This is a genomic window from Pseudoalteromonas sp. US3C1004, assembly GCF_048401065.1.
In the GTDB taxonomy this organism is placed as follows: Bacteria; Pseudomonadota; Gammaproteobacteria; order Enterobacterales; family Alteromonadaceae; genus Pseudoalteromonas; species Pseudoalteromonas undina.
The window spans coordinates 348,090-363,169 of record NZ_CP183073.1 but is presented as its reverse complement, the minus strand read 5'-3'; the positions used below and the strand labels follow the sequence as shown (position 1 = coordinate 363,169).

Sequence of the window (15,080 nt, the reverse complement as noted above, 5' to 3'; positions counted from 1 at the left end):
CAGTTACAGCAGGTTAATTTTTCGAATTTTAAAAGAGAAACGATCATAATTAAAACCCTTGCTTAAAACAAGGTTATTCACAGCCTCCTGCTCGAATAAACCTGACTTGCTCAAATAGTTGATTAAGTAAGCTCGAGTATGAAACCAAATGACTATAGTATCGCTTCCGTAAAAACAATTTGTAAACAAGTACAATCTCACCAACTAAGTACAGTAACAACTGAATTTGGCGACATTAAACTCATTCACTTTATTTGCCCGCCAATTGTAGCAAAAAAATTCACCAATTAACTGATGGATTTAAACTAATTGCGATAATTATTTAACTTTTTTTGCGTTAGTCGGTCATTTTTAAGCTTTCGTTCAATAAATACGCATGCTTTGCCGATTCTGATCAAGCTAATGTCGACATTAGTCGTAAGGGGAGAATTAAAGGTTAAAGGTTAAAGGTTAAAGGTTAAAGGTCAAAGGTCAAAGGCCAAAGGTCAAACATACTCATATATTTTTGAATGAATATTTAATTTTGAACCTCTTAATCCCAAGCATCGATTGATTTCATCAATGCTGAAATCATACGGGAAAGTTCACGAGTCTCCTCAATCCATTCACTAGCCTTTGTCGTATCAACTTCACCTATTTTTAGTGCAATGTAAATTTGAGAGCGTAATTCTCCACAACTCCCCTTAGAGTATGATAAAAATCGAATATAATCTTTAGGAGTTATTCGTTCATAACCCTCTGCTATATTTGAAGAAATTGAAAGTGCAGATCGTGTTATTTGATCTTTTAAACCAAACTCTTTGCTCTGCTTAAAATGTAAATAAATCTCGCAAGCTAAATCGGCTGAACGTTGCCATACCCTTAAATCTTCAAACCTCATAACATAACCAGTCAGCTGAAACATGCTTAACTTATAACTGTAAAATAAGAAAGACACAAAGCTTAGATCAAATTTATAGCTCGAACCTTGAACCTTGAACCTTGAACCTTGAACCTTGAAGCAAAATCTTATAGCTACAAAACAAAAAACCCAGCATAAGCTGGGTTTTTGAATTCTTGATAACGTAAAAATTAACGTTTTGAGAACTGTGGACGCTTACGCGCTTTCTTAAGACCCACTTTCTTACGTTCAACTTTACGTGCATCACGAGTAACGAAACCTGCTTTACGAAGTTGTGGACGTAGTGACTCGTCAAACTCCATAAGTGCACGAGTGATACCGTGACGGATAGCACCAGCTTGACCAGTAGTACCACCACCGGCAACGGTGATGTGAAGGTCAAATTTTTCAGTCATGTCTACAAGCTCAAGAGCTTGACGAACAACCATGCGTGCTGTTTCGCGACCAAAGTACTCTTCTAAAGAGCGCTTGTTGATTACGATGTTACCAGTGCCTGGGCGTAAGAATACGCGAGCACTTGAACTTTTACGACGACCTGTACCGTAGTATTGATTTGCCATGATAGTGCTCCTTAAATGTCTAGAACCTGAGGCTGTTGTGCAGCATGGTTATGCTCAGTACCCGCGTAAACTTTAAGTTTGCGGAACATAGCGCGGCCTAAAGGACCACGTGGCAACATGCCTTTAACAGCTTTTTCGATGATCATTTCAGGCTTTGCAGCTTGAAGTTTATCAAAAGTAGTAGACTTAAGACCACCTGGGAAACCAGAGTGAGCGTAGTACACTTTATCTTTGAATTTGTTACCAGTAACAGTAACTTTCTCAGCGTTGATAACGATGATGTAATCACCAGTATCTACGTGTGGTGTGTACTCAGCTTTGTGCTTACCGCGTAGGCGATGAGCGATTTCAGTAGCGATGCGACCTAAAGTTTTATCTTCAGCGTCAACTACGTACCAGTCACGTTTTACTGTTTCTGGTTTAGCAACAAACGTTTTCATTTATAAAAATCCAATGTTTTTCAATTAAAACCACAGGTAGTTATTATTAACTACCGCTCTAAGTATGCTACAACCCCTTCGAGTTTTAGACTTTTTCGCCGCTCACAAGTGGCTAAACTATATGAGGACATAGAACGCAACGTGGCAGACGCGGGAGTATACCAGCACTTAAACTACATTGCTACCGGTCGGTTGTTTTTTCCACAAAAAGTTTTAGGCTCGAGTGTCGGGCTACGGGGGGCGAGGTACGAGCTTCGAGGCCCGTTACCCGTCGTCCGAGAACTTTACTCTTTACCTTTATTACTTCTGACACACCTCACAAAAAACGGTGCTGCGTTGACCTAGGCGAATTTCGGTTAGTTCGCTCTCGCAATTTACACAAGGCTGGCCCTTTCGGCCATACACTAATAGCTGTTGCGCAAAGTAGCCTGGCTTACCGTCACTTTGGGCAAAGTCTTTCAACGTTGTGCCGCCTTGAGTAATTGCTGCGGCTAGGGTGTCTTTTATAATTGGGATTAATGCTTGGTAGCGTTTAAGGCTTACCTTACCTGCTTCTTTTCGCGGATCGATACCTGCTTTAAATAATGATTCGTTAGCGTAAATATTACCAACCCCCACCACCACGGCGTTATTCATAATAAACTGTTTAACAGGCACTTTTTTATTACGAGATTGCTCATAAACACGTTTAGCAAAAAAGTCATCGGTGAGTGGCTCGGGGCCTAATTTAGCAAGTAACTTATGCTCTTCATTGGGTGCTTGCCATAAACAGCAACCAAAGCGACGTGGATCGTTTAAACGCAGCGCCTTATTATTCGCTAAAATAAACTCAACATGGTCATGCTTTTTAAGTGGCTCATTGGCGTTCACAACCCGCAAGTTACCCGACATACCTAAATGCAATATAGCCGAGCCTAGCTCGCACTCTAATAATAAATATTTTGCACGGCGTTCAATACTGCTAACCACTAACCCCTCAAGTTGATACACCTCATCTGGCACAGGCCAGCGCATACTGCCATTATGAATATTTACCTTAGTCACAACTTGGTTTAGCACATGGGGGGTAATGCCCATACGGCTAACTTCTACTTCTGGTAATTCAGGCATTAATAATACTCACTTATGAAAAGGTAAAACTTGGAAATAATTGTGTTGCAGTGGTTAAATCTAGCAACAATAATCGCTGACTGGTTTTATCGAATAAATAATACTGACCATTCGCCTCAAATAGTAAGTACACCCAAGGTAGGGGCTCACCGGCGAGTTCAAGCGTGGCTACCGATAGTGGCTTATTCATATCAAGCGCATCAGGTGTGGTAGTCGTCATCAGCGCGGTATTTTGCCATAAATAAACTAGCTCACTAAGTTGCTGCTCTGAGCCTTGCCAACTAAGCGGTGCATTTTTTTGCAAAGCAGTAGTACGCCAACTAGTGCCAATACGCTCAATTTTTTGGTCGATAAATTTAAGTGTTAATACAAAACTTTGAGGAGGAAGTAGTGGCTGCAGTTGCGCCTGTGTTTCATCATTCCCTATGTTTTTATGCAGTCCATTTAAAAAGAAGATCATAATCAACATCGAAAAAATAATAACATTGTTCCAACCTTTTCGGCCGAGTTGCATGTGGGTCTTCCAATTAATAATATCGATTTAAAGTGTAACCAAAACTTAATTACACTGTCTATATGTTAAAACCCAAAGACTTTGCTAGAATATCGGCAAATTTTAAGGAGTTTAGTCATGTCAATGTATGTAGTGGGCCATAAAATCCCAGATTCAGATTCAATATGTGGTGCAATTGCACTGGCTTATTTAAAAAACCAAATTGATGAACCAGCAATCCCAACTCGCTTAGGTGAAGTTTCACCAGAAACACAATTTATTTTAGATAAATTCGGTTTTGAAGCACCTGAGCTAAAACTTAGCTACGCTGGCGAAGACGTTTATATTGTAGACCACACAGAAAAAACCCAAGCGCCTGATGATATTGATCAGGCTCGCGTTGTTGGCGTGGTAGATCATCACAAGCTAGGTGATTTAACCTCATCGACACCGCTTGAGTGTTGGATCCGCCCTGTCGGTTGTTCTAACACCATTATTAAAATGATGTATGACTTCTACAACGTTGAGATCCCTAAAGACATTGCCGGCATTATGCTTTGCGCCATTTTAAGCGACACGGTTATTTTTAAGTCACCAACCTGTACTACTGCCGATATTAAATGTGTTGAAGCGCTTGCAGAAATTGCAGGCATTGAAGACTTTAAAGAACTGGGCATGGACATGTTCCGCGTTAAATCAGCCGTTGAAGATACGCCAGTACGTGACTTAGTAATGCGTGACTTTAAAGACTTTAACATGAACGGTAACCTTGTTGGTATTGGTCAGTTAGAAGTTATTGACCTTGCGGTATTTGACGAGATTAAAGCCGACCTTGAAGCCGACATCGCGAAGCTTAAAGAAGAAGGCGGTCGTCACTCGGTATTTTTACTTCTGACCGACATTATGAAAGAAGGCTCACAAATGCTAATTGCATCAGACGATGCTAGCCTAGTTGAGCAAGCCTATGGTGAAAAACCTGAAGACGGTAAAGTATGGCTAGACGGCGTATTAAGTCGTAAAAAGCAAGTAGTGCCACCACTGCAAGACGCTTTTAAGAGCTAGGTTCGAGGTTCGAGGTTCGAGGTTCGAGGTTCGAGGTTCGAGGTTCGAGGTTCGAGGTTCGAGGTTCGAGAAATTTAAAAACCTTGCGGTTAATATCGCAAGGTTTTTTTATGCCTGTAGCAGCGGGTTCACCCCGCGTCAGTATTAGGGTTTAGGTTCGAAGTGATAGGTACTAGGCCCTCTGCCCGCCGCTCGTGGCCCGTCCGTTACGTATAAAGCCCCTCCGACATTAAAATACCTGCTATATTTACCTATAAAATAAAGGCTTAGGCTCTAAGCGCTAGGATTCGAGCTTCGAGCCGTAACCAAAGGCCCGCAGCCAAAACATAAGGACATAAAATGCAAATACTTCACCACGGAGCGGTAAATGGCGTAACAGGCTCATGCCACCAGCTGATAATAAACGACCAAAGCTCTTTTCTAATTGACTGCGGACTATTCCAGGGTGAAGATTCTGTTGATGATCTTAATATTGAATTTAATATATACACAGTTCGCGCGTTGATCGTTACCCATTGCCATATTGATCATGTTGGGCGGATTCCCTACTTGTTAATGGCTGGCTTTAAAGGGCCCATATTTACCTCTATTGCATCAGCAAGCTTACTGCCGTTAGTAATTGAAGATGCATTAAAAGTGGGCGTCACGCGCGATCAAAAAATAATAGATACCTGCCTAAAGTTACTTAAACAGCAAATTATTGAAGTTGATTTTAAAACCTGGTTTGAGCTACCTTGCAAAGGTGAACACATAGCCAAAGCCCGACTACAACGAGCAGGGCATATTTTAGGCTCGGCTTATGTTGAAATAGATATAAGCATACCAACTCGTAAAGCTAAAAACAGTCATCGGGTCGTATTTTCAGGTGATTTAGGGGCGCCCTATACACCTTTACTACGCGCACCTAAGGCGCCTTATAAAGCAGATACTTTAGTTATTGAGTCAACCTATGGTGATAAAAACCATCAAGGACGAAAGCAGCGTACGCAAACATTAAAAACCGTGATTGAGCGCGCAGTTGCCGACAACGGTATCGTGCTTGTGCCTGCATTTAGTATAGGCCGTACACAAGAGCTGTTATACGAACTTGAACAACTAATTCATGCTTCAACTAAAAACTCACCTTGGCGCACAATACAAGTAATACTCGACTCCCCCATGGCGGCTAACTTTACTCAGCAGTATCGAAAATTTAAATATTTATGGGATGAAGAAGCTAAACAAAAAGTAGCCAAAGGCCGCCACCCTCTCGACTTTGAAAACCTCACTACAATAAACACCCATAGTGAGCACTTAGCGTTAATAAATTACTTAGCGACCCGTCAAACCCCCGCTATTATTCTAGCTGCAAGCGGTATGTGCAGCGGCGGACGAATAGTAAACTATCTAGAGCGATTTTTAACAGATGAAACCACCGACGTACTCTTTGTAGGTTACCAAGGCCGAGGTACATTAGGTCGTGATATACAAACCTATGGCCCAAAAAATGGCTATGTATTTATTAATAATACCCGCATTAATATTAACGCAAAAATACACACTATAAGCGGCTACAGCGCCCATGCAGATCAAACTGGTTTAATTAAATTTGTAACCGGTATGCGCAAAAAGCCCCGCCATATAAAAATAGTCCACGGCGATGATGACGCTAAAAATGCACTCGCAGCAAAATATAGGGAAGTGTTGGGGGAAGATGTAAAGGTTGAGATTGGGAAGGGATAAGTTCGAGGTTCGAGGTTCGAGGTTCGAGGTTCTAGGCTCGATGCCCATACCCCGTCGCTCATAGCTCGTTACCCGATGCCCGTCGCCCGTTACCCTTTAACCAACTTTTTCATATGCTCAGTAAACTCATCGCCTAAGCTCTTATCTCGCATGCTGTATTCTACAATCGCTTTTAAATAACCGAGCTTATCGCCACAGTCGTGTGAGCGGCCACTCATATGAAACGCTTCTACCGTATCAATAGCCAATAATGCATCAATCGCGTCTGTAAGCTGTATTTCACCGCCTGCGCCTACATGGGTTTTAGCGAGTAATGGCCAAATATTTTTACTTAAAACATAACGACCAACAACGGCTAGGTTTGAAGGAGCAACATCTGCGGCTGGTTTTTCAACCATTCTTTTAATTACTGCACTTTCACCAGCAGTTAGCTTTACACCATTAATATCAGCAATACCGTATTTGCTTACATCTTCAATAGCAACCGGTTCTAGCATAATTTGACTGGCTTTCGTTTGCTCGAAACGAGCAATCATCGCTGCTAAATTTTCAGTTTTTTGATCTGCCGTATAAGCATCGAGGATTACATCAGGTAGCACCACTACAAAGTCGTCATCACCCACAATTGGCTTGGCGCATAAAATAGCGTGTCCTAAGCCTTTAGCTTCACCTTGGCGCACATGCATAATAGTCACATCTGCAGGGCAAATAGAGCGTACTTCTTCAAGTAAAGCGCGCTTAACCCGCTTTTCTAGCGTGGCCTCTAGTTCAAAACTGGTATCAAAGTGGTTTTCAATGGCATTTTTAGAGCTATGTGTTACGAGTACAATTTCTTTAATACCCGCAGCTACACATTCATTTACAATGTATTGAATAAGCGGTTTATCAACCAAGGGGAGCATTTCTTTAGGGATTGCCTTAGTCATTGGCAACATACGGGTACCTAAACCGGCAACAGGAATTACAGCTTTCACAGGTAGTCCTTTAATTTGAATGAGTACATTTACTTACAAAAGTAGCATAGCTAAATATATACAACCTGAATAAATACACTTGCCTTCAACTTATAATAAGCCAACAGAATATAGCTGTGATAATAATTTATTTTTTCTGCTTAAAAAATAAATTATATACAAACTGAAAATAGTTTAGTTAAACTAAATACGAATCTAAAGCATAATACAAAAGTAAATTTCATACCTCAAGAAATGCAGAATGAGTTAACGCCTAAAGGAAATAAATGAATAATCTAGCTATAAAAATCGATAATATTGAATTATCCAATAATACTCCGTTTGTACTGTTTGGTGGAGTCAACGTATTAGAATCTCGTGATTTAGCAATGCGCGTTGCTGAGCGTTATGTAGAAGTAACAAATAAATTAAATATTCCTTATATATTTAAAGCCTCATTTGATAAAGCAAACCGTTCATCAATCAACTCTTATAGAGGCCCAGGCATGGAAGAAGGTTTAAAAATCTTTGAAGAGATAAAGAAAACTTTTAATATTCCATTGATTACAGATGTACACGAACCATATCAAGCAGCTCCTGTAGCAGAGATAGTTGATGTTATTCAACTACCTGCATTTTTAGCACGCCAAACGGACCTAGTCATTGCGATGGCTAAAACTGGAGCCATCATAAACGTAAAAAAACCACAGTTCCTAGCTCCACACGAGATGCGTCATATCATTACTAAATTTAATGAGGCAGGCAATAACAATATAGCGTTATGTGAACGCGGTTCAAGTTTTGGATATAATAATCTTGTAGTTGATATGCTTGGCATGGATGATATGAAAAGTATGGCACCTGTGATTTTTGATGCAACACATGCATTACAACGCCCCGGAGGACGTATTGACTCTGCCGATGGTCGTCGAGCACAAGCAGCTGAATTAGCTAGAAGTGGTATGGCGTTAGGAATTGCTGGACTATTTATTGAAGCACACCCTAACCCTAATGAAGCAAAGTGCGACGGCCCTTGCGCCCTTGCACTTGATAAGCTAGAAGGTTATTTAACTCAAATGAAAGCAGTGGACGATTTAATAAAAAACCTTGAACCACTTGATACTAGCGCTAACAATTTATAGGTTAATCCATAAAGCCACGCTATTAAGTTGACTGCTAAAAATTAATAGCGTGAGTAAACATATATTTTTTATGAATCAAGCACTAAAGAGAAAATTTCATCTCTTTTTGATACGTACTTACATCAATTATATAGTTATAACTTTCTAGATGAGCCCACAAAACTATTGTAAATAACTAATATAAGCATGAGTTCTAATGTTCTCATCAATTTGTTGAGGAATATTTTTTTTCAGGCAAATCTAATTTACGCCTAAAGTAATTCATAACCGTACAATAATTGATTAAAAATACCAAGTAAAGAGTAAAAATTATAATAAACCCATAAAACATAATGTACTCAGGCACCAATAAAATCTCACCAACTATACCAACAGTTGCAAAAATTGTTGCTATAAAACAGATTAGAGATAATGTTTGTAAAGGTGAAAAACCTAAACGTTGACATATGTGATGTAAATGCTCACGATCTGGCTTAAATGGCGACTTACCTTGTTTAACACGGCGCACCATAATTGCCACCATATCCATTAACGGTGCCGCAATAAGCCATAACGCTGTAACAGGTCGAATCATCGGATTACCAGCCGTTTGGCTTGCACCAATAAGCAACCAAATAACTGTAAAACCAATCATCATGCTGCCAGCATCGCCCATAAATACTTTTCTTTTACGACCAGCTAAACCCAAATTCATCATTATGTATGGCAACATACATACAACCAGTAGCAAACAAAGATAACTTAGGCTTTGCTCACCAGCAAGCAAGAGTAGTATACCAATACTCGCAAAAGTAACTATTGACAAACCACCTAGTAGTCCATCAATACCATCAACCATATTAAACGCATTAATACAGCCAATAACAGCAAGTACAGTTATAAAACCACCAAACATGTCAAGCTCAATAGCGCCAAAACCAAGTAAATTCCCCAATGTATGTAGTTCTGCATTAGCAAAGTAAATCATAGCTACGGATATTAATGCCTGAACTAACATGCGTATTTTTACGCTTAAATCAAAACGGTCGTCTAATGCGCCTACAGCTGTTAACCCGCAAATACAGAGCATGTATAAGTTTGCATGGTTAATCATATTTGGATGTGTATAAATATAGTTAACTATAGTTATACAAATTGCTACACCACCTACTAGTGGCACATTACCCGTATGCATTTTTCGCCCTGAAGGCTTGTCAACTAAACCAACCCTACGTGCAACCTTACGCATAAAAAATAACACGGCGAATGCCAAGAAAAAGGTAAATAAAAGGTCGATTATCATATCATCTCGCAACTCTAAATTTTAACTGTATAACTACTTATCTGAACCTAAATGACCATATTATCTAAAGTCTTATAACTCGAACAAATAAAACTATTTTGTTGAACTAAGTCTAATCAACAATCCAGATTATTATTGATTACTTCATATGATATCTAAAGCTTTTAATTAGAGCTATATAAATATGTGATTGAATAAACAACTTAAAAATTGAAACTACTTTTTAATAACGCCAACTAAGTTTTCACCATCCATCACTAAAAGAGTATTAACCTTCTTGGACTCCATGACGCTTATAGCCTCATGAACCCTACTCGATACTAAAACACTTAATGGATTATGAGTTGCTATATCAGATGCTTGTAAATCAAAAGCAGCTTTGTATTTGCAATCCATAGTTCTTCTGATGTCGCCATCAGTAATAATTCCAAAATGATTTGAAAATTCAACAATTGCAATACCTAGCTTACCTTTACCTATTGAGTGAACTACTTCAATAAATGAACTATTTGGAGAGATAACAGGAAGGGATTCAGTATACATTTCATCAGCAACCTTACTTAAAAGCCTTCGCCCTAAATTCCCACCAGGATGAAAGCGAGCGAAATTTTCAGGCTTGAAATCTCTAGCATCCATTAAAGCAACGGTCAATGCATCTCCCATCACTAGGGTTGCAGTAGTAGATGAAGTAGGGGCTAATTGAAGAGGACAAGCTTCTTTAGGTACAGCTATATCAAGGTGGCAATGTGAATTTTGAGCTAACGTTGAATTTACATTTCCTGTTATCGCAATGATAAAGTTCCCATTATCTTTCAAAAAAGGTAGTAATTTTAAAACTTCATCAGTTTCACCTGAATTTGAAATAGCTATAAAAATATCTTTATGTTTAACCATTCCAAGATCACCGTGAAAAGCCTCTCCTGGGTGCATAAAAAAACTAGGTGTCCCTGTGCTTGCAAAGGAAGCGGCAATTTTTTTTCCTATAATGCCTGATTTCCCCATCCCACAAATAATTGTTCGACCAGAAGTGCTAATAATTTTATTAACGGCTTTAGCAAAGCTATCATCCAATAAAGAAGACATATATACTAAGCCATCAATCTCTGTTTGAATCACTTCTTTAGCTATTTGAATTGACTTGAAATCCATTATTTTTTTTCTCGCTCCATTAATTCTTTTATTTCTTGATAATCTTCTTCAGTATCTATCCCATGAGGGATATCGCCATCATAAATAACACTACCTATTGACATTCCATTACTTGTAGCTCTCAGCTGCTCCAACTTTTCGTATTGCTCCAACGGAGATTCTGAATGGCTACAAAATTCCTTTAAAGAAGCTACAGAGTATGCATAAATACCCACATGCCGAAAAGCTAAAGATAAGTCAGAAGGCTTTTCTCGGTTATAAGGGGCTGCAGAACGAGTAAAATGTAAAGCCCTATTTTTTTCACCTAAAATAGCTTTGACAACATTTGGGTTAAAGAAGTCAGTTTGTTTAGAAATTCGCGTTACTGCAGTTGTTATAGAAAAATGCCTATAATGTAACGCAAAGTTAGCAACTTCGTTTATTAATTTATGCGGAATTAAGGGTTCATCGCCTTGAATATTTAAAACAACATCATCATCTTTCCAGTTTTCTAATATGGCAATTTCATGAATTCTGTCAGTACCACTTTGGTGTTCAGATGACGTTAGCCGCACAGGTATGTTAAGTTCGTTCATGGCATCTAATATACGTCGATCATCAGTTGCAACGATAATAGAATTTAACGAGACGTTTGCTGAGAGACATTGCTGTACAACATGGTAGACCATAGGCATACCGCAAATTGGTAATAAGGGTTTCCCAGGTAGGCGTGAAGAGCCATACCTAGCTGGTATAACTACTTTAATATTATTCAAAGTAAATCCAATTATTCTTTATATGATTTTTTACATTGTAGGGGGTATGTTACCAATATTATCAACTTTGGTAACTACGCATGCAAACTAATTTTTACCCAGAGTTCACACTAACCATATGGAAATCAATAAAAGAGCAAGCTATACTCTTAGTCTAGGATAGTAAAATCATTCCCAAAATCTACTATAATAATAACTCAAGTTTAATTATCACTTAAATAGAGCTTTTGATATTCGTCAACCATGGTAGCTTGTTGAAAATACTTTTTCACATAAATAGCGGCCTGCTCAGATAGCTGCGACCGATATTTAGTATCATTTACAAGCTTAGTTATAGCCTCTGAAAATACCTCTACATTTTGAGCAGGACACAAAATACCTGTTTCGTTGTGCTTGATCACTTCGGGTATACCCTCAACATCAGAGGCAACACAAGGTATAGCAAAATAACCAGCTTCAACTAAGTTTAGCCCAAAAGCTTCCCATAAAGATGGCTGGCATAAAATATCTATTTTATTAAAAAAGTCTGACTTATTTGATACCCAACCAACATAGGTAATAACTTCATTTAGCTTTAACTTTTTAATAAGCTCTAAACACTGCTCTCGAAGCTCGCCGTCGCCAGCTAAATAAAAGTGAACATTTTGGGTTATTTGTTTTTGTTCAGTTAAAGCTTTGACTATTTTTATAAATGTAAGAGGATCTTTTTGCTTATCTAAACGAGCAAAAAAGCCAATATTCACACAGTTATCTGACTTACGTTTATTTACTTTCAGTTCTGAGAAATCAACGCCATTATGTATTGCTAATGACTTACAAATAATACGAGGATAGTATTTAAGGTAATATTTATTAACTGTGATATTTTTATCACCAAACAATGTGGATATGATCTCTAATAAATAATAAATGAACCTTTTAGTAGGCTTCTCATGCTGATGAAAAGCAATGCCGTGGACAGTATGATAAACCTGTTTAACTCTAGCCATTTTTGCAGCTACGCGAGCTATAATTCCGGGTTTTGTTGAGTTTGTATGGACTATGTCAAAATTGTTTTTTTTGAAAAAAGTATATAAATCCCAAAAAGCTTGAAAATCGTCTAATGATATATCGCGAGCTAAGCTCTCAATATAAACCACTTTAATATTGTGTTCTTCAAAATATTGATTGAATGAGTTATCTAAGGGTTTTCCACCAAATAAAATATATTTATCAAAACTATTATCCAAACCCTTTAATATATCTAAAGAAACCTGCTGAACCCCTGATAATTGAGGAATCACTTGTATGTGAACTATCTTTTTCATTGTTACTCTATATAGAAGTTAATATAAGCTTATTGAATGCGTAACCTAAGCTTTTTGATAAACTTATTTTGCTTCACTTTAAGATACAACTGACGAACCGACCATTCACAGTTAAAATTAAAACTAGAGTTCAGCATATTAAACATATTTTGATTAATATGAAGCTGTTCGCATTCCTCTGCTCTTGAAATACTTTTTGAGTTACTTAGCTCTTCTAGCAATTCTGTAATGCCTTCTTTCGCTAAATAAGTCCTTAATATATCCATTTGAATACTTAAACGTTGAGGTTCTAATGCTAAAAAGCTCTCTAAATTTTGTTCAAAAACAGCACTCGACGGTATTAACCAACCACTTTGCAAAAGCATAGGCTTATCTCTGTAAACTAATAACCCTACAGCTCTCTTATGATACATGGCTGTAATCGCTATACTACTAGGTGTTGTTACAACACCAGAGTAAGCCTCTAAAGTTTTTTCAAAATCAAATTTAATATCATTCTCAAACTCTATTTGTAAGTTCAACTCTAAAAATGCTAAAAGCCTTTGATCAAAAACTCTAACAGCAAAAAGTACATCTTTTTTTATTAGGACTTTAATTGTATCAAGCATTAAGTTAGATAAGGACTCAAACTCTAAGTCATTAAAATAAGATGTGTTCGCAGTAGTTATCAGTATCTTTTTTGTATTCGGTAAAATCAACATATCACTTTTTGACAAAACTCTTTTGGGCAAATAATTAAAAGAACTTACTTGATTTGAAAAATAAGATTTCTCGGTATTGCCTACACATAAAAAGTGAGACTGTATTATAGGATGATACATAGTAACACCATATTTACTTACCATTGGGTTAGTAATAGCATTAGAAAAATCAAATACACCATCAGTGCATAATATCGTCGCTTTATTTAACTCTTTAAATTTTAATGTTAATAACACATTATGTGGCATTGTATAAAAGGCACAAACAAAGCTATCGAATTTATCAAAAAAAATACTCTTTTTTTTGTAAAAACGACAACCACCAAATGTGTAAACTAATCCGGGCTTATCTATTAAGCCTAAATCGCGATAAAAACTTTCATGCTCAGAAAATAATATATGCATTATACTTTATCTTTAAAAAGTTTTAGGACTATATTCTCTATGTCTCTAGCGAACTCTTTCGTCCCCCTAAAAGAGGATGCACTCAGCATACTTGTGCTAGAAACAAAAGAATATATGTCATTGGCATTTAACTTTATATTTTTATAGTTATCAAGTAACAAGCCATTCTCAATATGATTAAATACATCCTTAACACCACAGCGACTATAACCTATAGGCTTTACTCCAAAGTGGGCAGCTTCAAGGTAACTTAAACCATAAGACTCATTCAGCTCAGATAACAGGATGCAATAATCATTAGCTTTATATATTTCTGGTAGTTGGCTCCTATTAACTGGGCCTAAAATATTTATGTAATTACTAATAGAACTTTGATTAATCATTTGTTTAAGTTCATCCATATACTGTCCATCACCAACAATGTCCCACTTAAACTGCAGACCTAGCTTAGTTAATTGCTCAAAAACATTAAGCATATGCGCAAATCCCTTTCTTTCGTTTAAGCGGCAGACAGTTATGAAATTAGCGCATCTGGGCTTAACTACACCGCAGATATCATTACCAGCCGAGTAAACTCCGGGATTTACAATACTTGCATTGACTAACTCCATATCAACTTTGTGCTGTTCTAAATAAAACTCCTGTATATATTTAGAAACAAATATAACCTTATAGGAATTATAAATAGCTCTCAAAAAATTTTTACTGAACCTAATAGCTTTCGTTAATAGGTCTGGATCACCTAAATATTTTTCTTCACCATGAATAAAGCAAATAGTTTTTGATAATAACTCATTACTAAAGTATCTTCCGGCATTATAAATGGCAGCCGGATCGTTACATATAACTACATCTGCACTTTCTAGCTCTCTTTTGTACTCTATATAATAGGAAATAGGCCATAACATTGGCGGCAAAAAAGATGTATATAAATCCCCTTGTTGATACGAAGCAGATTTACTGGATGTTACTATACTAACAGCGTAATCTTGGGAGTCACTGAAAAATTTATATAGTATTTCAGCTATTGTACCTGCCCCACCTAGTGATGGAGGAAACTCATGAGAAAAAACCACTACTTTTTTCATATTAAAAACT

15 protein-coding genes are annotated in these 15,080 nt (G+C 37.5%); 3 read left to right on the top strand and 12 right to left on the bottom strand.

The window, feature by feature from the left end:
* Positions 1 to 532 precede the first annotated feature (532 nt).
* The 5 genes from ACNSN3_RS01690 to ACNSN3_RS01670 all read right to left on the bottom strand — a co-directional run bounded on the left by ACNSN3_RS01690 (position 533) and on the right by ACNSN3_RS01670 (position 3,525).
* The gene (locus ACNSN3_RS01690) at positions 533 to 880 is read right to left on the bottom strand and encodes a four helix bundle protein (RefSeq protein WP_418608332.1); all 348 of its coding nucleotides are present in this window, start codon (positions 878 to 880) and stop codon (positions 533 to 535) included.
* 191 nt (positions 881 to 1,071) lie between these two features.
* A complete protein-coding gene (gene rpsI, locus ACNSN3_RS01685; protein ID WP_024600778.1) occupies positions 1,072 to 1,464 on the bottom strand; it encodes a 30S ribosomal protein S9 in 393 nt (130 codons plus the stop codon).
* Between the two features lie 8 nt (positions 1,465 to 1,472).
* Positions 1,473 to 1,901 carry a 50S ribosomal protein L13 gene (gene rplM / locus ACNSN3_RS01680; protein ID WP_008110876.1) on the bottom strand — a complete coding sequence of 143 codons (429 nt, stop codon included), beginning with the start codon at positions 1,899 to 1,901 and terminating at the stop codon, positions 1,473 to 1,475.
* Positions 1,902 to 2,201: 300 nt separating this feature from the next.
* On the bottom strand, positions 2,202 to 3,011 hold the full coding sequence (gene mutM, locus ACNSN3_RS01675) for a bifunctional DNA-formamidopyrimidine glycosylase/DNA-(apurinic or apyrimidinic site) lyase (RefSeq protein ID WP_418608329.1): 810 nt from the start codon (positions 3,009 to 3,011) through the stop codon (positions 2,202 to 2,204).
* Positions 3,012 to 3,024: 13 nt separating this feature from the next.
* A complete protein-coding gene (locus ACNSN3_RS01670) occupies positions 3,025 to 3,525 on the bottom strand; it encodes a hypothetical protein (RefSeq protein ID WP_418608327.1) in 501 nt (166 codons plus the stop codon).
* A 117-nt stretch (positions 3,526 to 3,642) separates the two neighbouring features.
* On the opposite strand from ACNSN3_RS01670, the gene ACNSN3_RS01665 reads away from it, so the two are divergent.
* Complete coding sequence (locus ACNSN3_RS01665; protein WP_013464036.1) at positions 3,643 to 4,566, top strand: manganese-dependent inorganic pyrophosphatase; 924 nt, start codon at positions 3,643 to 3,645, stop codon at positions 4,564 to 4,566.
* Positions 4,567 to 4,905: 339 nt separating this feature from the next.
* Complete coding sequence (locus ACNSN3_RS01660) at positions 4,906 to 6,288, top strand: MBL fold metallo-hydrolase RNA specificity domain-containing protein (protein WP_418608324.1); 1,383 nt, start codon at positions 4,906 to 4,908, stop codon at positions 6,286 to 6,288.
* An 89-nt stretch (positions 6,289 to 6,377) separates the two neighbouring features.
* Here ACNSN3_RS01660 and galU read toward each other — a convergent pair whose 3' ends face one another.
* The gene (galU, locus tag ACNSN3_RS01655; protein ID WP_138595500.1) at positions 6,378 to 7,262 is read right to left on the bottom strand and encodes a UTP--glucose-1-phosphate uridylyltransferase GalU; all 885 of its coding nucleotides are present in this window, start codon (positions 7,260 to 7,262) and stop codon (positions 6,378 to 6,380) included.
* 266 nt (positions 7,263 to 7,528) lie between these two features.
* On the opposite strand from galU, the gene kdsA reads away from it, so the two are divergent.
* Positions 7,529 to 8,383 carry a 3-deoxy-8-phosphooctulonate synthase gene (gene kdsA, locus ACNSN3_RS01650; protein ID WP_418608322.1) on the top strand — a complete coding sequence of 285 codons (855 nt, stop codon included), beginning with the start codon at positions 7,529 to 7,531 and terminating at the stop codon, positions 8,381 to 8,383.
* 205 nt (positions 8,384 to 8,588) lie between these two features.
* On the opposite strand, the gene wecA is transcribed toward kdsA, so the two are convergent.
* From wecA to ACNSN3_RS01620, 6 genes are all read right to left on the bottom strand, one after another.
* Positions 8,589 to 9,665: a UDP-N-acetylglucosamine--undecaprenyl-phosphate N-acetylglucosaminephosphotransferase gene (wecA, locus tag ACNSN3_RS01645; RefSeq protein ID WP_418608320.1), complete on the bottom strand. Its 1,077-nt coding sequence runs from the start codon at positions 9,663 to 9,665 to the stop codon at positions 8,589 to 8,591.
* Between the two features lie 216 nt (positions 9,666 to 9,881).
* A complete protein-coding gene (locus ACNSN3_RS01640; RefSeq protein ID WP_418608319.1) occupies positions 9,882 to 10,814 on the bottom strand; it encodes a KpsF/GutQ family sugar-phosphate isomerase in 933 nt (310 codons plus the stop codon).
* On the bottom strand, positions 10,814 to 11,569 hold the full coding sequence (kdsB, locus tag ACNSN3_RS01635) for a 3-deoxy-manno-octulosonate cytidylyltransferase (RefSeq protein WP_418608317.1): 756 nt from the start codon (positions 11,567 to 11,569) through the stop codon (positions 10,814 to 10,816). Before kdsB ends, ACNSN3_RS01640 begins: the two co-directional genes overlap by 1 nt.
* A gap of 203 nt (positions 11,570 to 11,772) precedes the next feature.
* Complete coding sequence (locus ACNSN3_RS01630) at positions 11,773 to 12,876, bottom strand: glycosyltransferase family 4 protein (RefSeq protein ID WP_418608316.1); 1,104 nt, start codon at positions 12,874 to 12,876, stop codon at positions 11,773 to 11,775.
* Between the two features lie 29 nt (positions 12,877 to 12,905).
* Complete coding sequence (locus ACNSN3_RS01625; protein ID WP_418608314.1) at positions 12,906 to 13,982, bottom strand: hypothetical protein; 1,077 nt, start codon at positions 13,980 to 13,982, stop codon at positions 12,906 to 12,908.
* Positions 13,982 to 15,070, bottom strand: a complete 1,089-nt coding sequence (locus tag ACNSN3_RS01620) for a glycosyltransferase family 4 protein (protein WP_418608312.1) — start codon at positions 15,068 to 15,070, stop codon at positions 13,982 to 13,984. Before ACNSN3_RS01620 ends, ACNSN3_RS01625 begins: the two co-directional genes overlap by 1 nt.
* Positions 15,071 to 15,080: the final 10 nt, after the last annotated feature.

Bases quoted from the DNA above. Each gene is read 5' to 3' on its own strand.
- ACNSN3_RS01690 (WP_418608332.1), bottom strand. From the start codon at position 880: ATGAGGTTTGAAGATTTAAGGGTATGGCAACGTTCAGCCGATTTAGCT.
- rplM (WP_008110876.1), bottom strand. From the start codon at position 1,901: ATGAAAACGTTTGTTGCTAAACCAGAAACAGTAAAACGTGACTGGTAC.
- mutM (WP_418608329.1), bottom strand. From the start codon at position 3,011: ATGCCTGAATTACCAGAAGTAGAAGTTAGCCGTATGGGCATTACCCCC.
- ACNSN3_RS01670 (WP_418608327.1), bottom strand. From the start codon at position 3,525: ATGCAACTCGGCCGAAAAGGTTGGAACAATGTTATTATTTTTTCGATG.
- ACNSN3_RS01665 (WP_013464036.1), top strand. From the start codon at position 3,643: ATGTCAATGTATGTAGTGGGCCATAAAATCCCAGATTCAGATTCAATA.
- ACNSN3_RS01660 (WP_418608324.1), top strand. From the start codon at position 4,906: ATGCAAATACTTCACCACGGAGCGGTAAATGGCGTAACAGGCTCATGC.
- kdsA (WP_418608322.1), top strand. From the start codon at position 7,529: ATGAATAATCTAGCTATAAAAATCGATAATATTGAATTATCCAATAAT.
- wecA (WP_418608320.1), bottom strand. From the start codon at position 9,665: ATGATAATCGACCTTTTATTTACCTTTTTCTTGGCATTCGCCGTGTTA.
- ACNSN3_RS01640 (WP_418608319.1), bottom strand. From the start codon at position 10,814: ATGGATTTCAAGTCAATTCAAATAGCTAAAGAAGTGATTCAAACAGAG.
- ACNSN3_RS01630 (WP_418608316.1), bottom strand. From the start codon at position 12,876: ATGAAAAAGATAGTTCACATACAAGTGATTCCTCAATTATCAGGGGTT.
- ACNSN3_RS01625 (WP_418608314.1), bottom strand. From the start codon at position 13,982: ATGCATATATTATTTTCTGAGCATGAAAGTTTTTATCGCGATTTAGGC.
- ACNSN3_RS01620 (WP_418608312.1), bottom strand. From the start codon at position 15,070: ATGAAAAAAGTAGTGGTTTTTTCTCATGAGTTTCCTCCATCACTAGGT.